Below are 25,981 nucleotides of genomic sequence, written 5' to 3' on the forward strand. Positions count from 1 at the left end.
GGAGAAGACATGCGCAAGCTCGTATCGAATCGGAAACTCGGCATCGCTCGCGGGAGCAGCGCCGCCGCGCTGGTCGTCGCATTGCTGTCTGCAACGCCGTCATTCGCACAAACCGCGCCTGCCGCGCCCGCGGAGGCTGTCGCCGAGGACGATACCGTCGTGGTCACCGGGTCGCGCATCGTGCGCGACGGGTTCGACCAGCCGACCCCGACCACGGTGATCGGCGAGGCCGAACTGCGCCAGGGGCAGCGCCCGAATCTGGCTCAGGTGCTCAACGATTCGCCTGCCTTCCGCCCTAGCGTCACGCCGCAGGTGTCGGTCGGCAATACGTCGAGCGGCAGCGCGCCGGTCGACCTGCGCGGCCTGGGCACCAACCGCACCCTGACGCTGCTGGAGGGACGGCGCTTCGTCGGCAACAACAATCTCAACTATGTCCCGATGAGCCTGGTCGAACGGGTCGAGGTGGTCACCGGCGGTGCCTCTGCGGCGTGGGGCTCGGACGCCGTCGCGGGCGTGGTCAACATCATCCTCAAGGACAGCTTCAAGGGCGTGACCGTTGGTGGCGTTGGCGGCATTTCGACGCGCGGCGACGGCGCGCGTTACGGTGGCGACATCACCGCGGGCACCTCCTTCGCCGATGGCCGGGGCCAGATCATGGTCACCGCCGAATATGTGAAGGACGAATCGATCCCCGATCGCAATTCGCGCGACCGGCTGGGCAGTGCGGGTATCGTCCGGCTCAACCCGACCTCGACCACCGACCTGCGCCAGATCCTCGTCCCCGACGTCAATTACGGCAACCAGACCCCCGGCGGCCTGATCACCACTGGCGTGCTGGCCGGACAGATGTTCAACAGCGACGGCACGCTGCGTACCTATGGCGCGGGCACCTCGCTCAACGCCAACCCGGCGATCCGCTTTCCATCACAGGTACTGGGCGGTGCCGATGCGGTCGGGCTGTACGACGTCGTCGCCGTGACCACGCCGCTGGAGCGTATCAGCGCCTATGGCCGGGCCACCTATGATTTCGGCGCGGTGAAGCTATGGGCGGATGTCAGCTATGGCCGGTCGCAATCGACCTATGCCTTCCTGCCCGACATCGGCATTTCGCCGGCGCTGACGATTTCGGCGACCAACCCGTTCCTGTCGCAGACGATCCGCACCACGCTCGCCAATGCCGGCGAAACCAGCTTCACCCTCGGCCGCTTTTTCACCGGTCCCTACAGCCTGATCTATGACGGCACGCGCGAGCAGAAGGAGGGCGCGATCGGGATCGAGGCCGATCTTGGCGGCGGATGGAAGGCCAATGCGCATTTCAGCCATGGCGAAGTCGATCAGGCGCAGCGCATCCGCAACGCGCGCATCGTTTCGCGCTTCAACGCCGCGATCAACGCGGTGTCGAGCGGCGGCCAGATCGTGTGCGGGATCAATGCCGACGCCAGCACCACCAATGACGACGCGGCGTGCCGCCCGCTCAACCTGTTCGGCCTGAATGCGGCCTCGCCCGAGGCGCTCGCCTATATCCGCGGCACGCAGCAGAACGACACGGTCAGCAAGCTCGATTCGGCGGCGGTGCAGATCCAGGGCGACCTGTTCTCGCTCTGGGCGGGGCCGGTGACGGTCGCGTTCGGTGCGGAAAGCCGGTGGGAGGAGCAGAAGTCGGTCAGCGGCGCGCTCGACCTGGCCGGTGCGTTCGGCCCGCTCAACCTTTACGGTTCGCCGGTCAGCGGCGGGTTCGACGTGCAGGAGGGCTTTGCCGAAATCGCGCTCCCGCTGCTCGATATCGAGGGCACGGCCAAGATCGATACCACCGGCGCGGCGCGCTATTCGGATTATAGCCGCAGCGGCGGGATCTGGTCGTGGAAGGGCGGCGCCAACGTCACCCTGTTCGACACGGTGATGTTCCGCGGCACACGCTCGCGCGACATTCGCGCGCCGACCATCGGCGAGCTGTTCTCGACCCGCGCGATCAATGTCGGTCCGCTGGTCGATCGCGACACCGACGGGCGGGCTGCTGCCAACGCTGCCTACAACCCGACCCCGGCGACGGTAACCACCTACAGCGGCGGCAACCCGGACCTCATGCCGGAAATCAGCCACACCACCGCGCTGGGCGTATCGTTCACGCCGAAGTTCATCCCGGGCTTCAAATTGTCGGTCGACTATTACGACATCAAGATCGACGGCGCGATCAGCACCCTGTCGGGCTCCAACCTGACGCTGGCGTGCAAGAACGGCAACGCCGCCGCCTGTGCGCGGATCACCCGAGATGCGACGGGCACGGTCACCGAAGTCCGATCGAACTCCCAGAATCTGGCGATCTTCGAAACCGGCGGTGTCGATATCGAGGCATCCTATGTCTTCCCGATGTCGGCGATCGCGAACATCCCCGGCACGATGCGCATTCGCGCGCTGGCAACCCATGTTCGCGAATTCGTGATCGACACCGGCGTGTCGCGCGTCGACACGGCGGGCGATGTCGGTGCGGGCACCGGCAACGCGATCCCCAGCTGGCGCGGCGTCCTCAGTTTCGCCTACCAGAACGAGGTACTCGGGCTCGATGCGCGCGTCCGCTATGTCGGCGCGGGCAAGTTCAACAGCCAGCTCGACCAGTCGGTAAACCCGACCGGCTATCTGGTGAACAACGATATCGGTGCCTACACCTATCTCGATATGGGCGCGCGGGCGAAGGTGATGGACCGCGTCACTTTGTCGCTCAACATCAACAACGTGCTCGACCAGAAGCCGCCGCTCAGCCCGGTCGGTCCGGTCTTCTACGACGCGATCGGCACCTATTTCACCTTTGGTGCGCGCCTGAACTTCTAAGCCCGACCCCTTGGGCGAACGGGGCGGCCCGGGCATCGCACGATGCCCGGGCCCTTCTGCTTTACGGACCCCAATCGCGGCCCACGCGTTGGCGGGGCGTGACCGAAATGATCGACCGCCATTTCGCCCGCATCCGCGCGCGCCACAGCCTCGACACGGAGGAGGAGCGGGCGATTCGAGAGATCATCGGCGCTCCCCTGACCGTCCCGGCGCAGCGCACCTTTATCGAGGCGGGGACCCGGCTCGACCACAGCATCCTGATCCTCGACGGCATCGCAGCGCGCTACAAGGACTTGAGCGACGGTCAGCGCCAGATCACCGAACTCCACGTTCCCGGCGACTTCGCCGATCTGCACAGCTTCACATTGAAGCGTCTCGATCATTCGCTGATCGCACTGACCCCGTGCCGCATCGCCGCGGTGCCCCATGCGCGGATCGAGGAACTGATCACCCGATACCCCCGCATCGGGCGGCTCTACTGGTTCTCGACCAATCTCGACGCATCGATCCACCGCGAATGGGTGCTGTCGATGGGTATCCGCGATGCGCTCGCCCGGATCGCGCATCTGTTCTGCGAACTGCACCTACGGCTCGGCATCGTCGGGCTGGCCGATCCCGATTGCTATGCGCTCGCGCTCAGCCAGACCGATCTAGCCGAGTGCCACGGGCTCACCTCGATCCACGTCAACCGCTCGCTCCGCCGGTTGCGCGAAATGGGGGTACTCACCTTCCGCGCCGGGCGGGTCGAGATCACCGATGCGGTCGCGCTGCGTGCGATTGCCGAGTTCGATCCCGCCTATCTCTATCTCGATGCGGACCCGCTCTAACACGGGTTAGCCGGTCCGCCTCGCCCGACGCGCTACGCCTCCGTGAACAGGAGGACGCGCCATGGAAGCTGATCTCGACTATTACCGTGCGCGGGCGGCGGAAGAGCGGGCGCGTGCGGAAGCCGCCATCGATCCCGCAGTCCGCGCCGCGCACCGGGCCATGGCCGAACGTTATGAACGCGTCGCGGCGGGCGAGAAACTCACGCTTGGCATCGTCGAGCGCGGGTAGGGCCAACGTCGTCGCGACGAAATGGTATGAAGACCCCTTGAAGTGTTACGACCAATTGGTTAGTCCAATGGGTATAGAGAACAGATTGAGGGGATCGGGATGCGGATTGGGGCACTCATTGCAGTTGCGGTGATCGCCGCGCCGATGCCCGCGTTCGCCGCAGACTATCTCGTCGCCGACCCCGCCGCCTATGCCGCTGCGGTCAAGAAAGCGAAGCCCGGCGATCGCATCATCCTGCGCGACGGGGTGTGGCGCGACTTCCAGATCGTCTTTACCGGGCGCGGCACCGCCGACAATCCGATCACGCTGACCGCACAGACCCCGGGCAGGGTCATCATTTCCGGTCAGTCCAACCTGCGCATCGGCGGCGAACATCTCGTCGTCTCCAACCTCGTCTTCCGCAACGGCTTTTCGCCGACCAAGGAACTGATCGCGCTCCGCCGCGATCTGAAGACGCCCGCATCGCACACGCGCCTGACCGGCATCGTGGTCGATCGCTTCACCAATCCCGATCGTCGCGCGGAGGATATCTGGGTTGCGCTCTATGGCACCGACAACCGCGTCGACCACAGCTGGTTCGCGGGCAAGGGCAATGGCGGCGTCACCCTCGCGGTGATCCGGCCCAAGGGACAGGGGCAGGAGAACCGCGCACGCATCGACCATAATTTCTTCGGCCCGCGCCCCCGCTCGGCTCCAACGGTGGCGAGACGATCCGCATCGGCACCAGCGACGAATCGCTCAGCGATTCGAAGTCGATCGTCGAGAATAACTGGTTCGAACGCTGCGATGGCGAGGTCGAGATCGTCTCGGTCAAGGCCGGTGGCAACATCATCCGCGGCAACATGGTCGTCGAATCGCAGGGCGCGATCGTGCTGCGCCACGGCAACGGCAATCTGGTCGAGCGCAACATCTTCCTGGGGCGCGGCAAGCCGTCGACCGGGGGTATCCGCGTGATCAACCGTGACCAGATCGTACGGCACAATTATCTGGAAGGCGTCACCGGCACCTCGTTCCTCAGCGCCATCGCCGTGATGCACGGCGTGCCCAATTCGACGATCAATCGCTATCACCAGGTCGCCAATGCGGTGATCGAACGCAATACGATCGTGGACGCCGCGCGCATCACCTTCGGCGCGGGGGCGGATGCCGAACGCAGCGCGCCGCCGGTGTCGAGCAGGTTCGAGCGCAACCTGATCTACACCGCATCGGGCAAGGATATCGTCCGGGTCGAGGGCGATGCGTCGGGCATCGCCATGGCCGGCAACGTCCAGTCCGGCCCGGCACCCAAGGGGCTGACCGGTTTCGCGCGGGCCGACATCAAGCTGGTTCGCGCGGCCAATGGCCTGCTCTATCCCGCCGACCCCGCGCTCGCGAACGTCGGCGCGCCCCGCGACCTCGTCATGCTCAAGCGCGAGGATGCCGGCCCGGCCTGGTATCCCAAGGACGCCGCCGCCGCGAGCGGTCGCACGCTCGACGCGGCCCCCGGCGCGCTGGCGCAGGCGGTGGCAGCATCCGGCCCCGGCGACACGATCCGCGTCGCCCCCGGCACGCATCGCGTCACAGCGCCGATCCCGGTCGGCCACAGCCTGACGCTCACCGGCCCGCGCGCCGCGATCCTCGAAAGCGCGTCGCCGACCCTGTTCCAGCTGCTCCCCGGCGGAAGTCTTCACTTCAGCGGCGTCACCCTCTCCGGCGTCGCTGCCTCACCGGCTGCGGCGCGCGCCGCCCTCATTCGCGCGCCGCAGTCGGTGAGCATTTTGAACTATCGCGTGTCGCTGACCGATGTCGCCGTGCGCGGCGCGGGCGATGTCATCGCGACGACTGCAGGCACCTTCGCCGAGGATATCGAAATCCGCCGCTCGAGCTTCGCCAACGTCTCCGGTGCGGTGGTCGCAGCCGCCGCCGAGACCGGCAGCAAGGGCCTGTACAGTGCCGAGCGGATCACCGTCGCCGACAGCGACTTCACCGATGTGGCGACCATCGCCGATGTCGCGCGGCTCGGAACTGATGAAAGCACCTTCGGTCCGTGGTTCGCGATGACCGGCAACCGCGTTGCCGGCGGCGGTGCGGTGCGCCTCTCGGGGGTTCAGAATGTCACGATCAGCGGCAACCGGTTTGAGCGGGCAGGGGGCATCGCCATCGCCAACAGCGTCGGCGCGCCGGTGGTGCGGATCACCGCCAATGTCTTCGCCGCGACGCCCGAACCGGCAATCACCCGTCTCTACCCACAGGGAGCGCCCGACATTCTGGTCGCCGACAACCGCGTCGAGGCGCTGCAATGATCCGCATCACGCTCGCCGCATTGCTGCTCGCCAGCGCCGCGCCCGCCTTCGCGCAGGACGCTGCGACCGCGCCCGTCCTCACCAGCCTCGAAGCCTATCGCGCGATGACCGCCGGCGCCGAGTCCGCCCCGCTGTTTGCGCGCGAGCTCGCCGCCGCACGCAAATCGGTCGATGCCGCCATCCGTGCGGGGATCGACGTGCCGATCCCAAAAGATCGCGGCGGCGGGCCGACGCATGAGCGGCACAAGGCGAACTACAAGCTGATCCAGCAGGCGGGGACGCTCTACCGGGTGACCGGCGAGCGCCGCTACGCCGACTATGTCCGCGACTTGCTGCTCGCCTATGCGAAGCTGTATCCGACGCTTGCGAACCACCCTGCCGCGTCGAATCAGGTGCCGGGCCGGCTGTTCTGGCAGAGCCTTAACGACAGCGTCTGGCTGGTCCATGCGATCCAGGGTTACGACGCGGTCCGCGCCGACCTGACCGCTGCCGAGCGCAAGACGATCGACGAGCAGGTGTTCCGTCGCATTGCCGCGTGGCTGACCAGCGAGCCCAAGACGTTCGACCGCATTCACAATCATTCGACCTGGGCCAATGCCGGGGTCGGCATGACCGGTTACGTCCTGCGCGATCCCGTATTGGTCGAGCAGGCACTCAAGGGCAGCGACCGCTCGGGCAAGGTTGGCTTCCTGCGTCAGCTCGATGAACTCTTCTCCCCCGACGGCTACTATGCCGAGGGGCCGTACTATCAGCGCTACGCGCTCCAGCCCTTCGTCGTGTTCGCGCAGGCGATCGAGGCGAACGAGCCGCAGCGAAAGATCTTCACCTACCGCGACGGGATCGTGCTCAAGGCGATCCGTACCGCGATCCAGACCAGCTACGGCGGCTATTTCTTCCCGATCAACGACGCGATGCCCGACAAGAGCCTCAAGACCGAGGAACTCTATCAGGGTGTAGCCATCGGCTATGCCGCGACCCGCGATCCCGGCCTGCTCGGCATCGCCAAATGGCAGGACAAGGTCGCCCTCTCGCCCGAGGGCTTCGCGGTCGCGCGCGACATTGCGGCGAGAAAGGCCAAACCCTTTGCCTTCGCCTCCACCCTGCTCCGCGACGGGCCACAGGGCCGCGACGGCGCGCTCGCCATCCTGCGCTCCGGTCCGCACGACACCGCGCAGGTGGTCGTCGCCAAGAATACGGCGCAGGGCATGGGCCACGGCCATTTCGACAAGCTCAACTGGCTGCTCTACGACAATGGCCAGGCGGTGGTGACAGATTACGGCGCCGCCCGCTTCCTCAATATCGAGGCGAAGGACGGCGGTCGTTACCTTCCCGAAAACGACAGCTGGGCGCAGCAGAGCGTCGCGCACAACACGCTGGTCGTGAACGAAACCAGCCATTTCGACGCGAAGCTCGCGCCGGCTGAAAAGGTGGCGCCGGTCCAGTTGGCGTTCCAGGGCGAAGGACCGGCCCGCTATTCGATCGGCGAGATGGCGGGTGCCTATCCCGGCATCGTCTTCCGCCGCGCGCTGGTCCAGATCGACATGGGCAAGAACGCCCCGCTCGTCCTCGATCTGATGACCGTAAAGAACGCAGGCAAGGCAACCTATGACCTGCCGCTCCACTTCGCCGGGCACATCATCGATACCGACGTGAAACTGGCATCGAACGTCACCACCCGCCCGGTGCTGGGCAAGGCGAACGGCTATCAGCATCTCTGGGTCGATGCGACGGGGCCGCTTGCGAACGGGCAGGGGCGCGTTACCTGGATCAATCAGGGGCGCTTCTACAGTTACCGCATGGCGACGCCCGGCGCGCAGCTGATCGTCGCCGAAAGCGGCGCGAACGATCCGCGCTTCAACCTGCGCCGTGAACCGGTGCTGATCCAGCGGCTGAGCGGGGCAGGGGACGCCGCGTTCCTCAGCCTGCTCGAACCGCATGGCCGCTACGACGCCGCGACCGAGACCACGACCGGCAGCCGCAGCGCGGTGACCGGCCTGACCATGACCGAAACGGGCGGCGCGCGCGTCGCGACGATCACCCTCACCGGCGGGCGCAGCATCCTGATCGCCATCGCCACCGACACCACTGCGGGCAAGGCGCACAGCGTCACCGTGAACGGGCGCAAGCTCGACTGGAGCGGCCCGGTCGGCCGGTTCGATGGAGAGAGCAAATGAAATCCGGGTTCCGCTGGTGGATCATCGGCCTGATCGCGATCGCGACGGTCATCAATTACATCGACCGCAATGCGCTTGCGGTGATGTGGCCTGAAGTCGCCAAGGACATCGGCGCGACCAAGGAAGATTATGCGCTGCTGGTGACCATCTTCATGGTTTTCTACGCGCTCGGCCAGTCGATCTTCGGCAAGATTTTCGACGTGGTCGGCACCCGCATGGGCTTCGCCATCTCGATCGTCGTCTGGTCGCTGTCGATCGCCGCGCACAGTCTGGTCCGCTCGATGCTCGTCCTGGGCGTGCTCCGCGCTGCGCTCGGCGTCAGCGAGGCGGGCAACTGGCCCGGCGCGGCCAAGGCCAACGCCACCTGGTTCCCGCGCTCCGAACGCGCCTTTGCGCAGGGGATTTTCAACGCCGGCGCGTCGATGGGCGCGATCGTGTCCGCGCCGCTGATCGCGATCCTGTTCGGCTTTGTCGGCTGGCGGACGACCTTCGTCATCATCGGCGTGTTCGGCTTCCTGTGGCTGCTGCCGTGGATCTGGGTCTACAAATCCGACCCCGACGCCCACCCCTGGCTCAGCAAGGCCGAGCGCGAACACATCCTCGGCGCGAACGAGGCGGAGGGCGGCGTAAAGAGCGCCGGCTACGCCCCCTCGATGGGCCAACTGCTGCGCCATCGTCAGGCATGGGCGGTCATGTCGGGCCGCTTCTTCCTCGATCCGATCTGGTGGCTGTTCGTCTCGTGGCTGCCGATCTACCTCAACGAAAGCTTCGGCTTCGACGTCAAGCAGATCGGCATGTTCGCCTGGGTGCCGTTCGTCGGCGCGATGGCCGGATCGCTGTCGGGCGGCTGGCTGTCGGGCAAGCTCATCCAGCGCGGCTGGAGTACCGACCGGGCGCGAAAGAGCGTGATTGCGCTCGGCTGCATCATCATGCTGCCCGCACTGCTGCTCACCGCGACCGCCGCGACGCCGCTCTATGCCGTGCTGCTGATCGCCGCGATCCTGTTCGGCTTTCAGGTCGCGATCAACAATATCCAGACGCTGCCGTCCGACTGGTTCGGCGGTGGCGCAGTCGGCTCGCTCGCCGGGATCAGCGGCACGGCGGCGGTCGCGGGCACGCTGATCACCACCTGGCTGGTCCCGTCGATGACCGCGACCAGCTTCGCACCGATCTTCATCCTCGGCGCGGCGCTCGTGCCGCTGTCGCTGATCTGCATCTTCATCGGCGGGCGCATCGAGCCCGTCCAATCGAACACTCAAGACCAAGGGGCATAAATGCGTTTCAAGGACAAGCTCGCCATCGTCACCGGTGGCGGTCGCGACATCGGCCGTTCGATCTCGCTGCGACTCGCGGCAGAGGGCGCGAAGGTCGTCATCAACTATCGCAGCGACGAGGCAGCGGCACAGGACACACTGGCTACGGTCGAGGCAGCAGGCGGCACCGCGTTGCTCCACCGCGCCGATGTGACGAAGTCCGACGAGGTCGCCGAGCTGATCGCTGCGGCGGCACAGTTCGGCGGCGGCGCGATCGACGTGCTCGTCAACTGCGCGGGCGGCATGGTCGCGCGCAAGACGCTGTCCGAGATGGACGAAGCGTTCTTCGACACCGTCATGGACCTGAACTTCAAGTCCGCCTTCCTCGTTACCAAGGCGGCGCTCCCGCACCTCGCCAGGGGGTCGGCGATCGTCAACCTGTCCTCGCTCGCCGCGCGCGACGGCGGCGGGCCGGGCGCGAGCATCTATGCCGCGTCGAAGGGCGCGCTGACCACGCTGACGCGCGGCTGGGCGAAGGAGCTGGGTCCGCAGGGCATCCGCGTCAACGCGCTGTGCCCGGGCCTGATCGGCACTAGCTTCCACGACATCTTCTCCAAGCCCGAGGGACGCGCCGCGGTCGCCGGCAACACCCCGCTGCGCCGCGAAGGCCATCCCGACGAGGTCGCTGCCGCAGTGGCATTCCTCGCCTCCGACGATGCCTCCTTCCTCACCGGACTCAACATGGACATCAACGGGGGGCTCGCCTTCTCATGACCCGCATCCTCGCCACCGCCGCGCTCGCCGCCGTCGCCCTCGCGCTGGCTCCCGCCATTGCCAGGGCGCAGACGAAGGAGCGCACCGACGCACCGCCGCTTCAGCCGTACAAGATCGTGCTGGTCGGCGATCTGACGATGGCGGTGGCGAGCGGCTGGGGGTCGATGTTCTGTGCCCGTCACGTCAAGTCCTCGGTCGCCTGCCTCAATGCGGGGCGCGGCGGGCGTTCGACGCGCAGCTATCGGCAGGAAGGCGGCTGGGACATCGCGCTGGCCGAGGCGAAGGTGCCGGGTTATCGCGCCACCTATGTGCTGATCCAGTTCGGCCATAACGACCAGTCGAGTGTCCCCGAGCGCTGGACCGACCGCACCACCGAATTCCCCGCGAATTTGACGAAGATGGTCGAGGAGGTCCGCGCCGCTGGGGGAATTCCCGTCCTCGTCACCCCATTGACCCGCCGCGTGTTCAAGAGCGGCAAGCTCGACAACAATCTCGACGAATGGTCGGAAGAGGTGCGCAAGGTCGCGACCGCGACCAAGACCCCACTGGTCGACCTCAATCGCCGGAGCGCCGCAGTGGTGCAGAAGCTGGGCGCGGAAGACTCGATGGCGCTCGCCCAGGCCGAACCGACGGCCGAGGAACGCGCCGCCGCCAAGGCCGGCACGACGCTCAGGCAGCGCTCGACCGAGGAAGCGCGCGAGCCCGATCTGCCGACCCGGCCCGGCGGCGCGCGCGGCCAGCACACGCGCAAGTTCGACTACACCCATCTCGGGGAAACCGGGGCGGGCGTATTCGCGCGCCTGGTCGCCGACGACCTCGCCCGCGCGGTCCCGGCGCTCGCATCGCAATTGGTGCCCTGACAAATTGGTAGGACCAATTGCGATAATAGGACTAAATAACAGGTTGACAGAATCGCCCTGACCGGCGACCAAGCTGGCATAACATGAACTTTGGGGAGAGGGCCGATGGCCATGCTCGATCAGGCCGCACGCACGCCGCGCGCACTTCGTAACATTCTGCTGGCCGGAGCCGCGCTCCCGCTGTTCGCCGCTGCACCCGCTTTGGCGCAGGACGCCGATGCCGCGGCGGAGGACGAGGTCGTCGTTACCGGCATCCGCGAAACGCTGCGCACCTCGATCGACGTCAAGAAGCGCGAGACCGCGATCGTCGATGCGCTGTCGACCGAGGAAATCGGCGACCTTCCCGCGCTGTCGGTCGGTGAGGCGATCCAGACGATCACCGGCGCGACCACGCACCGCGAAAAGGGCGGTGCATCGGAAATCGCGCTGCGCGGCCTTGGCCCATTCCTCAGCAACACGACCTTCAACGGCCGCGACGCCACCAACGGGTCGGGCGACCGCGCCGTCAACTTCAACCAGTTCCCGTCGGAACTGGTCAACAACATCAAGATCTACAAGTCCCAGCAGGCCGACCTGGTCGAAGGCGGCGTCGCCGGCACGATCGACATCGGCACGCTGCGCCCGCTCGACTTCGGCAAGATGCGCGTGCAGGGCGAGATCAAGGCAAACTACAGCCCCTATCAGGACAAGGTCACCGGTTCGTCGGCCTGGGGCTGGCGCGGTACCCTGTCCTATGTCGACCAGTATCAGCTGGGCGGCCTCGGCGAGGTCGGCATCGCGATCGGCGTCCAGCGCAATTCGACCAACAACCCCGAGGAAACCGTCGCGGGCAGCTCGACCTGGACCGCATGCAACGCGACCATCGTCGTCGCCAACAACAATTGCACCCCGGTCACCCGCCCCCAGGCAGCGGCCGGCACGCCCTTCTACCTTGCGCCCAACGCGATGGCATGGCGGCAGATCAGCGAAGTCGACACGCGCGACGCGGTGTTCGGCGCGCTGCAATGGCAATTTTCGGACCGGGTCGAACTCAACCTCGACGCACAATGGTCGGACCGGACGTTCGTCGAGAACCGCCGCGACCTCAACATTTCGGAAATGCGCTACGGCCTCACCAACGTCGTCTATGACGAAAATGGCGTGATTCAGCGGATGAACGGCCTCAGCGCGGTCGAATCCACCGCCTCCAACCTGTCGCGCGCCGAGGAATATCTGGGCGCAGGTGCTAACCTGCGCTGGAGCGGCGACCGTCTCACTGTCGCACTCGACGGCGCCTATTCGCGAACCATCCGCACCGAAATCGAGCGTCAGGTCCGCCTGCGCACCGACCCGTTCGACATGAACGGCACCCGCAATTTCTTCGCGACCGCGCCATTTGCCACCAACAGCATGCGCGTCCCCTACACCTATGAAGTGCTGCCGGGGAACTTCGCGCCGACGGTGACCTTCGATCCGCGCTTCGACCCCAACAACCACGCATTGTTCTGGGACGACGCCCGCGCCCGCCGCGACGAAAGCCGCCGCCATAACGAGATCTGGGGCGCGCGCCTCGACCTCGACTACCGGCTCGACGGCTTCATCACCAACATCGCCGTCGGCGGTCGCTGGGCGCAGCAGACCTTCACCGATTACGATGTCCGGAACGAAGTCACGCTCAACCCGTTGGGTCCGCCCGCTGCGGGGCGTGAGGATGCGCGCATCAACACGCTGTGCCGCACCGCCTTCCCGCAGACTGGCTTCCTCGAGCGTGCGGAGGGCAACAGCATCACCAGCTGGGCGACCTTCGACCCGCTGTGCCTGATGCGCGAATATACCGGGTCGGAAGACCCCGGGCGCCCGGCGGACCTGCGCTCGCCCGCCAATCGCGACGTCACCGAAACCACGCTCGCCGGCTATGTGATGGCCGATTATGCGGGCGACCTTGGCGACATGCCGGTGCGCGGCAATGTCGGCGTGCGCGTGGTCAACACGCAGCTGACCTCGGTCGGGCTGCGCAGCGCGTTCACGGTGGTCAACAATCCCGACGGCACGGTCACGCTGACCCCGACGCCGGGGACGTTCGACACGGTGACGCTGGAAGCGCAGACCACCCGGGTCCTGCCGAGCGTCAATGCGATCTTCGAGCTTCAGCCCAACCGGCTGCTGCTCCGCGCCGCTGCATATCGTGCCCTTTCGCGCCCCGCACCCAGCGCGCTCGGTGCCGGCCGCACCTTCGTCCTCGACGCGAGCGGCACCAGCGTCGCCGACGCGATCAATGAAATCCGCGCCAATGGCAGCCCGGCGTTGAAGCCGCTGATGTCGTGGAACGGTGACATCGCGCTCGAATACTATCCGAACCGCGACTCGCTCTTCTCCGCGACGCTCTATTTCAAGGAATTCAGCGGCGGCTTCATCCCGTTCGTCACCAACGAAGACTTTGTGATCGGCGGCCAGAATGTAAGCGTCCCGGTGATCCAGACCGCGAACAGCGACCGCAAGAGCCAGCTCTGGGGCGTCGAGGTCACGCTCGCCAACCGCTTCTCCTGGCTGCCCAAGCCGCTCGACGGGTTTGGCGGCAAGCTCAGCTACAACTATGCCGACACCGATTTCGAGAATGAGGATGTCAGCCTCGGCGACATTCTCGATCCGCTGACCGGCAATGTCAGCGAGGGGATCATCCCGCCGGCTGGCCTCAGCGGCTTCTCCAAGCACGTCGTCTCGGCGCAGCTCTATTACGAGATTGGCGGTTTCTCGCTCCAGGGCATCTACAACTATCGGTCGAGCTATTATCAGGACTTTGTCGGCGGCAACACGCAGCTGCGCTATGTGCGCGGCAACGAGACATTCGACCTGCGCGCCTCGTTCAACGTCAACCGCAACATCTCGCTGCGCGCCGAAGCGACCAACATCTTCGATTCGCCCAAGGTTACCGATATGCCGGTCGTCGGCAGCATCCGGCAGTACCATTATTACGGCCCGCGCTACTTCATCGGCGCGCGGTTCCGGATTTAGGGGCTTGGGGGAGCCGATCGGCACCGCACGCATGGCAAAGCGATGCTCGGAACCCTCTTCGCTTGCGCTTTGGTGCGAAGGCAATAAGGATCGGGCCATGCGAATTGGTGAGGAGCGCAATGGCTGACCGGCTATACCAGGGGATCGCCGACCAGATCACCGCGCTGATCGATCAGGGGGTGTTCCCCCCGGCACCCGTTTGCCCGGCGAGCGAGAGCTGGCCGAACGGTTCGGGGTCAGCCGCGTGACGATCCGGGAGGCGGAGATCGCGCTCCAGGCGATCGGTCGGATCGTCATCAAGACGGGATCGGGCGTCTATGTCACCGACGGCAAGTCCGCGCCGACCGACACGCCCCCTTCGGTCAGCGCGTTCGAACTGACCGAGGCGCGCTCGCTGTTCGAAAGCGAGGCGGCGGCGCTTGCTGCGTCCACCGTCACTCCGGAAATGCTCGCCCGGCTCGACGAGCTGCTCGAAATCATGGGTCGCGACGACAGCGACGACGCTGCGTCGACCGAGGCGGATCAGGAATTCCACCTGCTGATCGCTTCGGCATCGGGCAATCAGGCTGTGATCCACGTCATCAAGCAATTGTGGCGGATGCGCACCGAAATGCCCGAAGTGCGGACCACCTATGCCAGCGTGTGTCAGCATGACGGACGCACCCGCCAGCGCGAGCACGCCGCGATCGTCGATGCGCTGCGCGCCGGGGGATTCGGGTGGCGCGCGCATCGCGATGCGCCAGCATTTCAACCGCCTGCTCGAAGCGATGCTGGACGCGACCGAAGAGCGCGAGATCAGCGAATTGCGCCGCAAGGCCGCCGAAAGCCGCGAACGCTTCCTGATGACCGCGCGTCTGCGCTAAGGCGCGCAGATGCTTCGCCAGTTCCTGTTTGCCGCGCTCGCGCTCGCGATCCCGCTCTCCACCGCAGCGCAGGACGAGGGCGTGTCCGAATCCGGCGACACCCGCCGCCGTGCGGCCGCCGAGGCGATCCGCGAAAAGATCCGCAACGACGTGCTCGCCCCGACGATCGCGCCGCGCGGTTATGACGTCACACTCGTCGTCTTCTCCGACTATCAATGCGGCTATTGCCGTCGGTTCAGCCCGACGCTCGACGCGTTGATGGCGGAGGACCGAAAGGTTCGCGTCGTCTATCGCGACTGGCCGATCCTTGGCGGCGGCTCCGGCCCCGCTGCGCGCGCCGCGATTGCCGCCAGCTTCCAGAAGAAGCATCTCGCGTTCCACCGCGCGCTGATCGCGCAATCGGGCCGGATCGACGCGGCAAAGATCCGCGCCGCGGCCGATGCCTCCGGCGTCGACTGGAAGCGGCTCGACAGCGACCTGGTCAAACGCAAGGGTGAGATCGACGCCTTGCTCGCGCGGACCAACGACTATGCCCGGTTGCTCGGCTTGACCGGCACCCCCGGCATGATGGTCGGCCCCTATCTCGTCCCCGGTCTGGTCGATCTCCCCACGCTCAAGCGCGCCGTCGCACAGGCGCGCGAGCGGCGCTAGCCGACCCGATCCCGCTCCAGCAATTCCTCTCGGACGTGCACCGCCTGCACCGACAGTCGTACCTCGACCAGAAACGCGACCAGTCCCGCCGTCAGCAACAGCATCGACGCGATGAACGCCACCGCGACCACCACGCCGATGTCGAGATGGACGATCTCCGCCCCGAACAGCAACGCGACCACCAGGCAGATCGCGATCGCGCTCGCCACGCACAGCCAGATCGACGTGTTGATGATCGACAGTCGCCGGTCGATCAGCCGCAGCTCCCACACCTGCCGCTCATGCTCCGCGCCGGTCGACACCGGGTGGAGTTGCTCCAGCTTGCGCGCGCGATCCACCACCCGCGCCATCCGCCCGACAAGCACGTTGAGGATGCCGGCGATGCCCGCCAGCAGGAACACGGGGGCGATCGATATCTGGATCGTCGCGGCGACGGTGGAGATCATCGGGGCCTGCATCGAAAGCCTTTGCTTGGGTTCAGACAAGCTGAACCCGTGGCGGCACCGGCCCGCTCCCCCACCCGGCCACCCATAGAATACACTGTCGTTGGGTGGCCGGGTGGGGGAGCGGGCCGGTGCCGTTGCTGAGCGCAGCGAAGCAAACACTAGGAGCGCCGCGCGCGAGTGCAAGCACTTCCACCCATTCGTAACGACTTGCCGGTAGAGCGGAGCTATGACGAAGCCGATGCCGCTTGCCGACTTCACGCGCCTGCCGCCCGTGCTGACCGCCAGCATCGGGGACGGGTTGGCGAGCGCGATCGACAGCGTTGCCGCATCCGCCGCGCCAACCCACCGCTTTCTGCGCTATGGATGGTTTGCCGCCGCGCTCCACGTCTATGGCGGTGAAGCGCGCACGCTGACCATATTGCGCGAAGGCGTGCCGGTGCTCGCGCTGCCGCTGATCCCCACTGGCCCCGCGCCACTGCGTCTCGCGCAAGTCCCCGGCTGCTACTGGCCGTTTCGAAGTTTCCCGGTTGCGCAGGAGGCGGGGACCGAGGCGTTCGAGGTCGCGCTCGACCTGCTCGCGCGGCACGCCAACGCGCTGCGCATCGGCCCCGTTTATGACGGCGACCCGGCGCTGGAGGGGCTGCGCGCCGCCGCCGCGACGCGCGGCTGGGTCGCGCTCGACCGCTTCGTCGCCGAAAGCTTCCTGCTCGACATGGCCGCATTGCAGGCCGAAGGCACCTGGCCCCGCAATTCGACCCTGCGCAAGAACCGCTTCCACGAAAAGCATCTCGCCGAACATGGCGAACCCGACTGGAGCTTCGTCAGCGGCGGGGACTGGACCGCGCAGGCGTTCGACGCCCTGGCGGAAATCGAACGCAAGAGCTGGATCGCCGACCGCACCGACGGGCGCGATGCGAAGTTCACCGACACCGGCCACGGCGCATTCTGGCGCGCGGCGGCGCAGGACCCGGTGGTTGCGCAGATGCTGTGGGCCGCAGTGCTGCGCATCGATGGCGAACCCACCGCCTTCTCCTTCGATCTCAACGCCGGGACGCTCAAATACGCGATCGCCAACAGCTATGACCCGCGCGTTGCCAAGCATTCGCCGGGGAAATTGCTCTATTACCGCAACCTCGTCCGTGCGCTCGAGGACGGCATTACCGATGTCGACTGGGGTGCAGGGGACAGCGGTTACAAGCGTGTCATCGGCGCGGACACCGGTCCTGCGATTCGCGACTGGCTGTTTGTGCGGCCGGGACTGCCTGGCGTCGCGGCGCGGCTGCTGCGCCGCCGCTGGCGCGCGAGCGGGGCTGTGGAGCCGAATGGATAGCCTCAGCGCTCCGGTCGCAGGAGCGCATCGCTACGGCGCAACCTCCGCCGCCCGCGCCTGCGCCAGATACAGCGCGAACAGCCCGGCATCATCGGTCCATGCGCGCGTCACGCTCCACCCGCCTGCCGCGAGCAGCAGCCGTGCGTCGCGATCCCCATATTTGTGGCTGTTCTCGGTATGGATCGTCTCGCCCGCCGCGATTGCAAAGCCGCGTCCATCCACTTCGAACGCCACCGCGCGTTTCGCCTCCAGATGCATCTCGATCCGCGCAAGGTCATCGTTCCACTTCGCCACATGCGCAAACGCATCGACCGGGATCGTGCCCGACAGCTCGGCATTGATCCGCTCGATCAGGTTGAGGTTGAACGCCGCCGTCACGCCAGCCGCATCGTCATAGGCGGGAACCAGCACTGCGGGATCCTTGATCCGGTCGATCCCGATCAACAGCGCCGACCCTTCGCCCAGCGACGCCCGCATCGCGCGCAGCAGGTCGACTGCGGCGACAGGCGTCATGTTGCCGATCGTCGATCCGGGAAAAAAGCCCAGCCGCGCCAATCCGCCAATTCCTGCGGGCAGCTTGAGCGGCTTCAGGAAATCCCCCTCCACCGGCTCGACCGCCATCACCGGAAACTGTGCCGCGATTTCCCGCGCGGACGCGCGCAGGAATTCGCCCGAAATGTCGATCGGGACATAGGCGGCCGGGCGCACCGCGCGCAGCAGGATCGGCGTCTTGGCCGACGAACCCGACCCAAACTCGACCACCGCACCGCCCAGGCCCACTTCGCGTGCTACCTCCGGGCACACACGCTCGAGCAGCGCCGTTTCGGTCCGCGTCGGATAATATTCCGGCAACCGCGTGATCGCCTCAAACAGCTCCGACCCGCGCCGGTCGTAAAACCAGCGCGCCGGAATCGCGCGTGGCCGCGCTGCCAGCCCGTTCAGCACATCCGCGCGAAACGCCGGATCGGCCAGACCCGCCTGACCATCCTCGATTTCCCGCTTCAGCATTACAGATCCTTCGCCAGCCGCACCCCGGTGAACTGCCAGCGCTGGTGCGGATAAAAGAAGTTGCGATAGCTGGCGCGCGCATGGCCGCGCGGCGTTGCGCAGCTTCCGCCGCGCAGGGCGAACTGCCCGCTCATGAATTTACCATTATACTCGCCGACCGCGCCCTCGGCGGCGGCAAAGCCGGGATAGGGGCGATAGGCGCTCCCGGTCCATTCCCACACATCGCCGAAGAAGGCAGGGCCGGTGGGGGAGGGGCGCGGCTCGACCGGCCCGGCGCGGTCGAGCTGGTTGCCGCCCACCGGGTCATGTCCCGTCGCCGCGACCTCCCACTCCGCCTCGGTCGGCAATCGCGCGCCTGCCCAGCTGGCATAGGCGTCGGCCTCAAAGAAACTCACATGCGTCACGGGCGCGGCGGGGTCGATCGGCCGCCGCCCGTCCAGCCCGAACCGCGTCCAACCGCCGTCGCGCATCTCCCAATAAAGCGGTGCCTCGATCCGCTGCGCCTGCACCCATGCCCAACCATCGGACAGCCAGTGGCGCGGATCGCGATAACCGCCATCGGCGATGAACGCCGCCCATTCGCCGTTGGTCACCGTCCGGTCGGCAATCGCATGCGGATGCAGCAGCACGCGATGGCGCGGTCCTTCGCAATCGAACGCAAAGCCATCGCCGGTCGCGCCGATCTCGGCGACACCCTCGGCACCTTCGATCCAGCCCATCGGCCCCGGCATCGCCACCGGCACCTTCGGATCGCCCGGCCACACCGCCGGCTCGACCGGATTGCATGAAAACAGATGAAGCAAGTCGGTCAGCAGCAACTCCTGATGCTGCTCCTCATGGTGACAGCCAAGCTCGACCAGCGCCAACACCGCCTCGGGCAAATCCGGCAGCGCGTCGATCACCGCCGCTTCCACCGCCGCGCGGTACGCCAGCACCTCGTCCAGCGTCGGCCGCGTCACCATCCCCCGCCGCGCCCGCGCATGGCGCTGTCCCTCGGCCTCGTAATAGCTGTTGAACAGGAACGGGAAGCGGTCGTCGTGCAGCCGATAGTCTGGCACATGATCGCGCAATACGAACGTCTCGAAGAACCAGGTCGTATGCGCCAGATGCCATTTGGCGGGGGAGGCGTCGTCCATCGACTGGACGCACGCATCGGCGTCGGACAGCGAGGCGGCGAGATTGGCGGTCAGCGCGCGAACCTTGCGGAACCGCGTTTCAAGCGTTGAACTGCACGCGACGGGACTCGCACTCGTTCGCATTTTGTTCCTGTAACCCGAAACCGGGGCGCGGGTCAAATGCCGGAAATCAGCGATGCGCCCCTGGAGTCCACAAAACGTCGCCCGACGCCGATTGGTTCATTTCGCGCGCCAGCACAAAAAGCAGGTCCGACAACCGGTTGAGGTACGCGATCGCCTGCGGATTGATCGCAACCTGTGCTGCTGCCGCGGTCGCGCTGCGCTCCGCCCGCCGCACGATCGCGCGTGCGAGATGCACCGCAGCCGCGCCCGCCGATCCGCCGGGCAGGATGAAGCTGGTCAGCGGGGACAGCGATTCATTCGCTGCGTCGATCGCGACCTCCAGCCGCGCGACCTGCGCGGGGACGATGCGCAAGCTCATCTCGCCCGGCTCGAAATCCTCGCTCGGTGTGGCCAGGTCCGCACCCAGGTCGAACAAGTCGTTCTGGATCGTGGTCAGCAACCGCGCCGGATAGTCCTCGCCGATTGCCGCAATCGCGACCCCGATCGCGCTGTTCGCCTCATCGACATCGCCGATCGCGGCCATGCGAGCGTCATGCTTCGCCACCCGCGACCCGTCGACCAGACCGGTGGTGCCGTCATCGCCGGTGCGCGTATAAATCTTATTGAGCTTGACCACCGCTCAGGCAGCGCCTCAGCCGTTGCTGGCGAGCAACAGCAACAGCGCGACGATGGCAATCGCGATGCCCTGGAACAGGATGCGCTGCTGCATCGCCTTGTTCGACTTCAGCGCCGACGCGCTCGGCCCCTCGCCCGATTTCAGCTCCGCCTCGGTCGTGCGCAGGAATGCGACGATTCCCTTGATGAGGGCGAAGACGGTCGCAAGCATCGCGGCGACGAGGAGCAGGACGAGGAAGAGTTGCATGGGCGTAATCTAGGGGTTGTTGGCACGCGATGAAAGCCCCGCACCGATCTCAATCGGCGCTGACCATCCGAACAAACAATCGTCACCCCGGGCTTGGCCCGGGGCCCAGCTGCCTTGAGCGCCCGAAGAAGCTGGGCCCCGGGTCAAGCCCGGGGTGACGTCAGGGTGAAAATTTCGCCCCGCCGCAGTGCATCCGCCAGTGCCCGCCCATCAGCACCGGTTTCGCGCAGCGCCGCCAGCGTCGGCGCGCCATGCCGCTTGGCCAGCCGCTCGCCATCCGGCCCGGTCAGCAACCCATGGTGGTGGTAGCGCGGCACCGGAAGTCCTAGCAGTTCCTGCAACAGCCGGTGGACATGCGTCGCGGGCAACAAATCCTCGCCGCGCACGACATCGGTGGCGCCCTGCGCCGCATCGTCGATGGTGACGGCAAGATGGTAGGACGCCGGCGCATCCTTGCGTGCAAGGACGACATCGCCATGCGCTGCGGGGTCGGCGATGACCGGGCCGAAGCGCGAGTCGGTGAAGGTCAGAGCCTGGACGCTCCCCCGAGCGCCGCCGCCATATTCAGCCGCCAGCAATGCGGCGCACTCAAATCCGGTGCCTCAAGCCCGCGACATGTCCCCGGATACACCAGCCCCTCCGGCCCATGCGGCGCACTCGCGCTCGCCGCGATATCGGCGCGGGTGCAGAAACACGGATAGATCAGGCCCCGCGCCCGCAGATCGTCCAGCGCCGCCTGATACGCATCCAGCCGTGACGACTGGAACAACACCTCCCCATCCCAGTCCAGCCCCAGCCAGCGCAGATCGTCCAATATCGTCGCGACATGCTCCGCCCGGCTGCGCGTCCCGTCGATATCCTCGATCCGCAGCAAAAACCGGCCGTCGCGTTCGCGCGCGAAATCATGCGCGGCAATCGCGGAAACGGCATGGCCCATGTGCAGCCGGCCCGTCGGACTCGGCGCAAAGCGGGTGACGATGGTCTGGCTGTCGGACGGCACCTTTTCCATGTAGAGCCGCACCATGTTCCTCGCCATCCTCTTGTCGGCGCTCGCGATGACCCTGATCGTCGGGGTCCGCTACCTGATCGTCTCGGGCGCCTTCGCCTGGGCGACGCGGGTGCGACATCCCGGCCTGTACGCCGGGCTCGACGGCCAGATGCGGCGCGAAGTGATCTGGAGCCTCGCCAGCGCCGCCATCTACGGCATCCCGGCCGGCATCGTTGCGTGGGGCTGGCAGAATCACGGCTGGACACGGATCTACACCGATGTCGCCGACTATCCGCTCTGGTACCTTCCGCTCTCGGTCTTCCTCTACCTCTTCGCCCACGACACCTGGTTCTACTGGACGCATCGCTGGATGCACCGCCCCCGACTGTTCCGCATCGCGCACGCCGTCCATCACGACAGCCGTCCGCCAACCGCCTGGGCGGCAATGAGTTTTCACCCCGTAGAGGCGCTGACCGGGGCCGTGGTAATTCCGTCACTGGTCTTCGTGATTCCGGTTCATGTCGGCGCATTGGGCTTTGTGCTTGGAATCATGACGGTTATGGGTGTGACCAATCACATGGGGTGGGAGGTGTTCCCGCGGGTGATGTGGCGGGGGCCACTTGGGGCGTGGCTGATCACCGCGAGCCATCATCAGCGGCACCATGAGCAATATGGGTGCAACTATGGTCTCTATTTCCGTTTCTGGGACCGGCTGTGCGGCACCGACCGGGGGATTGGCGATTTCGAAAAAGCACATGCGCGCGCTGCTGCCCGCAGCCCTTCTGCTCCTCCCGGCGGCCTCGCCGGTCAGCAGCATCGACGTTGAGTTCACCGGGCTGCGCGATGCGAAGGGGGTGCTGCAGATCTGCCTGACCGCGCGCCCGGACAGCTTCCCCGATTGCAAGGACGACCCCCGCGCCGTCTCGCGCACCATTTCCGCCGCGCACCCGGCGACCCGCTTCGAAGGACTGGCCACCGCCACCTATGCCGTCGCGGTGATCCACGACGCGAACTCGAACAAGAAACTCGACACGATGATGGGCATCCCGCGCGAAGGCTTCGGCTTCAGCCGCAACCCCGTCATCACCTTCGGCCCGCCCAAGTTCAAGGCAGCCAGCTTCCCGCTCGACGGCGCGAAGCAGCAGGTGAAGATGAAGTATATGCTTTAGGGCGGACGCCGACCTGCCCCCTTTCCATTAACCAGACTGAAACCGGAATGGGCGCACGCATCCATTTGTGCGCTGCGGCGTTGCGCACCTGAAACCGTTTCAGGATACAACCCGTATGCGTCTCCTCGTCCCCGCGCTCCTCGCTTCAGCCTTCGCCACTCCCGCCGTCGCGCAGGACGGGGCGCCCCCCGCCGAACAGGCCGAGGTCGCGAATGAGGCGCGCGCGCGGCTCAGCATCGGTGGCGGCGCGGCGTGGATCCCCGACTATGAGGGGTCGGACGACAGTCGCTGGACGCCCCTGCCTGCCGCCAACGGCACCGTCGCGGGGATGAGCTTCACCGTGCTCGGCAACCGCGCCAGCCTCGACGTCATTCCAGATGTTGCGGACAAGGACTGGAACCTCCAGCTCGGCCCCGTCGCGGTCATCAATCTCAACCGCACCAACCGCGACGCGATCGCCGACCCGCGCGTGCGCGCGCTGGGAGAGGTCGACACCGCAGTCGAGGTCGGCGGATATGCCGGCATCGCCAAGACCGGGATCCTCCACGACTATGACACGCTCTCGGCCAGCCTCAGCTACCGCCACGACGTGACCAAAATCCACCGCAGCGGCATCTTCACCCCCTCGGTCACCTACACCACCCCGCTCAGCACCAAGGCGCTGGTATCGCTCTTCGCCACGGCGGAGATCGTCGAAGACCGCTACGCCCGCACCTATTTCGGCGTCACCCCCACGGGCAGCGTGCTCAGCGGCCTGCCCGCCTTCACGCCGGAAGGCGGACAGAAGGACATCACCTTTGGCGGCATGTTCACCCATTCGCTCACCGGCAACCTGACCAAGGGTCTCGCGCTGGTCGCGGGCGGCACCTACAAGAAGCTGATCGGCGACTTCGCGGACAGCCCCCTCGTCGCCATCGCCGGCTCGCGCCATCAATGGACCGGCGGCGCGGGGCTGGCGCTGACCTTCTGACCCGGCTACAAGACCGCATCCCCGGGGAGCGCTGACGCGCGCTTGAGAGGGTGGCAGCAGCCACCGACCCGCTGAACCTGATCCGGTTGACACCGGCGTAGGGAGTGGGCGGCTTTCACCCGAAAACCGTGCGCTCTCCGCGATTTTGGAGCGCATCATGGCCGACATCCCCGCAAAGACCGAACTTGCCGTCACCACCGGAGCGATCCGCGGATCGACCAAGATCCATGTCGGCCCGCGCAAGGTCGCGATGCGCGAAATCCATCTCGAACCGTCGAGCGGCGAGCCCCCGGTCCGCGTCTATGACACCAGCGGCCCCTATACCGACCCGCAAGCCCGCATCGACATCATGGCGGGCCTCCAGGAACTGCGCCGCGACTGGATCCGCGATCGCGGCGACGTGGAAGAGGTGACCCAGCGCGAGGTGCGCCCGGAGGACAACGGCCAGCTCGGCCCCGACCGCAGCGGCGGCGTCCAGCCCTTCCCGAACGTGCGCAAGAAGGTGCTGCGCGCCAAGCCCGGCATGAATGTCAGCCAGATGCACTATGCGAGGGCCGGCATCGTCACGCCCGAAATGGAATATGTCGCCACCCGCGAAAATCTCGGCCGCCAGATGCTCGCCGAATATGTCCGCGACGGCGAAAGCTGGGGCGCGTCGATCCCCGACTATGTCACCCCCGAATTCGTCCGGGACGAGGTCGCCCGCGGCCGCGCGATCATCCCCAACAACATCAACCACCCCGAGTCCGAGCCGATGGCGATCGGCCGCAACTTCCTGGTCAAGATCAACGCCAATATCGGCAACTCCGCCGTCGCGTCGGACGTGGCGCAAGAGGTCGACAAGATGGTGTGGGCGATCCGCTGGGGCGCCGACACGATCATGGACCTGTCGACCGGCCGCAACATCCACGACACCCGCGAATGGATCCTGCGCAACTCGCCCGTCCCCGTCGGCACCGTCCCGATCTATCAGGCGCTCGAAAAGGTCGGCGGCATCGCCGAAGACCTGACCTGGGAAATCTTCCGCGACACGCTGATCGAACAGGCCGAGCAGGGCGTCGACTATTTCACCATCCACGCCGGCGTCCGCCTGCCCTATATCCCGATGACCGCCAAGCGCGTCACCGGCATCGTCTCGCGCGGCGGCAGCATCATGGCCAAATGGTGCCTGGCGCACCATCGTGAGAGCTTCCTCTACGAGAAGTTCGACGAGATTACGGAGATCATGAAGGCGTATGACATCGCCTATTCGCTCGGCGACGGCCTTCGCCCCGGATCGATCGCCGACGCCAATGACGAGGCACAGTTCGCCGAACTCTACACGCTGGGCGAACTGACCAAGCGCGCCTGGGAACAGGATGTTCAGGTGATGATCGAAGGCCCCGGCCATGTGCCGATGCACAAGATCAAGGAGAATATGGACAAGCAGCTGCAGGCCTGCGGCGAAGCCCCCTTCTACACGCTCGGCCCGCTCACCACCGACATCGCCCCCGGCTACGACCATATCACCAGCGGCATCGGCGCCGCGATGATCGGCTGGTACGGCACCGCGATGCTCTGCTACGTCACGCCCAAGGAGCATCTCGGCCTCCCCGACCGCGACGACGTCAAGGTCGGCGTGGTGACCTACAAGCTGGCAGCCCACGCCGCCGACCTCGCCAAGGGCCACCCGGCGGCCAAGGTCCGCGACGACGCGCTGAGCCGCGCCCGCTTCGAATTCCGCTGGCGCGACCAGTTCAACCTGTCGCTCGACCCCGACACGGCCGAACAATATCACGACCAGACGCTACCGGCGGAAGGCGCCAAGACCGCCCATTTCTGCTCGATGTGCGGCCCCAAATTCTGCTCGATGAAGATCACGCAGGAAGTGCGCGACTTCGCGGCGAAGCAGAATCAGGATGCGGATGGCTTCATCGCAGCGCAATCGGTGGATGTGGCTGAAGCCGAGGAGGGCATGGCGCAGATGAGCCGGGTGTATGACGAGATGGGGCGGGAGCTGTATCTGGGTTCGGGCGGGCGGGAGCACGACTGAAGGGATGGCGCCGCCGATACCCCATCGCCCCGGCGCAGGCCGGGGCCGCCAAAGGCGTGCCCCACGCCCCACCTCGACTCCCATCGTCACCCCGGCTGCCGTGCCGGGGTCAATCCATCTCCGCGCTTAACGGTCGAGCCAACTAAGTGTTATGTCCCCGGAATTGGTGCCTCTGGGTCGGCGCGTG

General features: G+C 66.4%; 21 protein-coding genes, 3 pseudogenes and 1 riboswitch. Of the genes and pseudogenes, 18 read left to right on the forward strand and 6 right to left on the reverse strand.

What is annotated here, in order from left to right:
• Positions 1–9 precede the first annotated feature (9 nt).
• The 13 genes and pseudogenes from LRS08_RS10890 to LRS08_RS10945 all read left to right on the forward strand — a co-directional run bounded on the left by LRS08_RS10890 (position 10) and on the right by LRS08_RS10945 (position 15,730).
• Positions 10–2,826 carry a TonB-dependent receptor domain-containing protein gene (locus LRS08_RS10890; protein ID WP_260480714.1) on the forward strand — a complete coding sequence of 939 codons (2,817 nt, stop codon included), beginning with the start codon at positions 10–12 and terminating at the stop codon, positions 2,824–2,826.
• Between the two features lie 107 nt (positions 2,827–2,933).
• Positions 2,934–3,653, forward strand: coding sequence for a Crp/Fnr family transcriptional regulator (locus LRS08_RS10895; RefSeq protein ID WP_257845437.1), 720 nt, complete (start codon positions 2,934–2,936; stop codon positions 3,651–3,653).
• A 61-nt stretch (positions 3,654–3,714) separates the two neighbouring features.
• Positions 3,715–3,882, forward strand: a complete 168-nt coding sequence (locus LRS08_RS10900) for a hypothetical protein (protein ID WP_257843668.1) — start codon at positions 3,715–3,717, stop codon at positions 3,880–3,882.
• Between the two features lie 144 nt (positions 3,883–4,026).
• Positions 4,027–6,164 (forward strand): annotated as a pseudogene (locus LRS08_RS10905) (chondroitinase-B domain-containing protein).
• On the forward strand, positions 6,161–8,338 hold the full coding sequence (locus tag LRS08_RS10910; protein ID WP_257843666.1) for an alginate lyase family protein: 2,178 nt from the start codon (positions 6,161–6,163) through the stop codon (positions 8,336–8,338). Before LRS08_RS10905 ends, LRS08_RS10910 begins: the two are co-directional and overlap by 4 nt.
• Entirely contained in the window at positions 8,335–9,612 is a 1,278-nt protein-coding gene (locus LRS08_RS10915; protein WP_257843665.1) for an MFS transporter, read from the forward strand. The genes LRS08_RS10910 and LRS08_RS10915 overlap by 4 nt, the downstream gene beginning before the upstream one ends.
• Positions 9,613–10,365 carry an SDR family NAD(P)-dependent oxidoreductase gene (locus LRS08_RS10920; protein WP_260480715.1) on the forward strand — a complete coding sequence of 251 codons (753 nt, stop codon included), beginning with the start codon at positions 9,613–9,615 and terminating at the stop codon, positions 10,363–10,365.
• Positions 10,362–11,225, forward strand: coding sequence for a rhamnogalacturonan acetylesterase (locus LRS08_RS10925; RefSeq protein ID WP_260480716.1), 864 nt, complete (start codon positions 10,362–10,364; stop codon positions 11,223–11,225). Before LRS08_RS10920 ends, LRS08_RS10925 begins: the two co-directional genes overlap by 4 nt.
• Positions 11,226–11,330: 105 nt before the next feature.
• Positions 11,331–14,216 (forward strand): TonB-dependent receptor, encoded by a 2,886-nt coding sequence (locus LRS08_RS10930; protein WP_260480717.1) that lies wholly within the window; start codon positions 11,331–11,333, stop codon positions 14,214–14,216.
• A 119-nt stretch (positions 14,217–14,335) separates the two neighbouring features.
• Complete coding sequence (locus tag LRS08_RS20310) at positions 14,336–14,464, forward strand: hypothetical protein (RefSeq protein ID WP_409456252.1); 129 nt, start codon at positions 14,336–14,338, stop codon at positions 14,462–14,464.
• Positions 14,416–14,865, forward strand: a pseudogene (locus LRS08_RS20315) (FadR/GntR family transcriptional regulator); the annotation flags it as partial. The gene LRS08_RS20310 and the pseudogene LRS08_RS20315, both read left to right, overlap by 49 nt.
• Before the next feature lie 85 nt (positions 14,866–14,950).
• Complete coding sequence (locus LRS08_RS10940) at positions 14,951–15,079, forward strand: hypothetical protein (protein ID WP_260480719.1); 129 nt, start codon at positions 14,951–14,953, stop codon at positions 15,077–15,079.
• A gap of 9 nt (positions 15,080–15,088) precedes the next feature.
• The gene (locus LRS08_RS10945; RefSeq protein WP_257843662.1) at positions 15,089–15,730 is read left to right on the forward strand and encodes a DsbA family protein; all 642 of its coding nucleotides are present in this window, start codon (positions 15,089–15,091) and stop codon (positions 15,728–15,730) included.
• Here LRS08_RS10945 and LRS08_RS10950 read toward each other — a convergent pair.
• A complete protein-coding gene (locus LRS08_RS10950) occupies positions 15,727–16,176 on the reverse strand; it encodes a DUF2721 domain-containing protein (protein WP_257843661.1) in 450 nt (149 codons plus the stop codon). The genes LRS08_RS10945 and LRS08_RS10950 overlap by 4 nt on opposite strands.
• Before the next feature lie 226 nt (positions 16,177–16,402).
• Between LRS08_RS10950 and LRS08_RS10955 the strand changes: the two genes are divergently transcribed.
• A complete protein-coding gene (locus LRS08_RS10955) occupies positions 16,403–17,506 on the forward strand; it encodes a GNAT family N-acetyltransferase (RefSeq protein WP_257843660.1) in 1,104 nt (367 codons plus the stop codon).
• 30 nt (positions 17,507–17,536) lie between these two features.
• On the opposite strand, the gene egtD is transcribed toward LRS08_RS10955, so the two are convergent.
• The 5 genes and pseudogenes from egtD to gluQRS form a co-directional block, all read right to left on the reverse strand.
• Positions 17,537–18,514: an L-histidine N(alpha)-methyltransferase gene (gene egtD, locus LRS08_RS10960; protein WP_257843659.1), complete on the reverse strand. Its 978-nt coding sequence runs from the start codon at positions 18,512–18,514 to the stop codon at positions 17,537–17,539.
• On the reverse strand, positions 18,514–19,773 hold the full coding sequence (gene egtB, locus LRS08_RS10965) for an ergothioneine biosynthesis protein EgtB (RefSeq protein WP_257843658.1): 1,260 nt from the start codon (positions 19,771–19,773) through the stop codon (positions 18,514–18,516). Before egtB ends, egtD begins: the two co-directional genes overlap by 1 nt.
• 46 nt (positions 19,774–19,819) lie before the next feature.
• Positions 19,820–20,389 carry a cob(I)yrinic acid a,c-diamide adenosyltransferase gene (locus LRS08_RS10970; RefSeq protein WP_257843657.1) on the reverse strand — a complete coding sequence of 190 codons (570 nt, stop codon included), beginning with the start codon at positions 20,387–20,389 and terminating at the stop codon, positions 19,820–19,822.
• Between the two features lie 15 nt (positions 20,390–20,404).
• Positions 20,405–20,635, reverse strand: a complete 231-nt coding sequence (locus LRS08_RS10975) for a twin transmembrane helix small protein (protein ID WP_257843656.1) — start codon at positions 20,633–20,635, stop codon at positions 20,405–20,407.
• Between the two features lie 143 nt (positions 20,636–20,778).
• A pseudogene (gene gluQRS / locus LRS08_RS10980) lies at positions 20,779–21,644 on the reverse strand (tRNA glutamyl-Q(34) synthetase GluQRS).
• Positions 21,645–21,657: 13 nt separating this feature from the next.
• On the opposite strand from gluQRS, the gene LRS08_RS10985 reads away from it, so the two are divergent.
• The 4 genes from LRS08_RS10985 to thiC all read left to right on the forward strand — a co-directional run bounded on the left by LRS08_RS10985 (position 21,658) and on the right by thiC (position 25,794).
• Positions 21,658–22,449, forward strand: coding sequence for a sterol desaturase family protein (locus LRS08_RS10985; protein WP_257843655.1), 792 nt, complete (start codon positions 21,658–21,660; stop codon positions 22,447–22,449).
• A complete protein-coding gene (locus LRS08_RS10990) occupies positions 22,379–22,792 on the forward strand; it encodes a DUF2141 domain-containing protein (protein ID WP_257843654.1) in 414 nt (137 codons plus the stop codon). The genes LRS08_RS10985 and LRS08_RS10990 overlap by 71 nt, the downstream gene beginning before the upstream one ends.
• Before the next feature lie 115 nt (positions 22,793–22,907).
• Complete coding sequence (locus LRS08_RS10995) at positions 22,908–23,762, forward strand: MipA/OmpV family protein (protein ID WP_260480720.1); 855 nt, start codon at positions 22,908–22,910, stop codon at positions 23,760–23,762.
• Positions 23,763–23,774: 12 nt separating this feature from the next.
• A riboswitch (TPP riboswitch) is annotated at positions 23,775–23,884 on the forward strand.
• A 35-nt stretch (positions 23,885–23,919) separates the two neighbouring features.
• Positions 23,920–25,794 (forward strand): phosphomethylpyrimidine synthase ThiC, encoded by a 1,875-nt coding sequence (gene thiC, locus LRS08_RS11000; RefSeq protein WP_257843653.1) that lies wholly within the window; start codon positions 23,920–23,922, stop codon positions 25,792–25,794.
• Positions 25,795–25,981: the final 187 nt, after the last annotated feature.

The sequence above is a fragment of the Sphingomonas sp. J315 genome, assembly GCF_024666595.1.
Lineage (GTDB): Bacteria > Pseudomonadota > Alphaproteobacteria > Sphingomonadales > Sphingomonadaceae > Sphingomonas.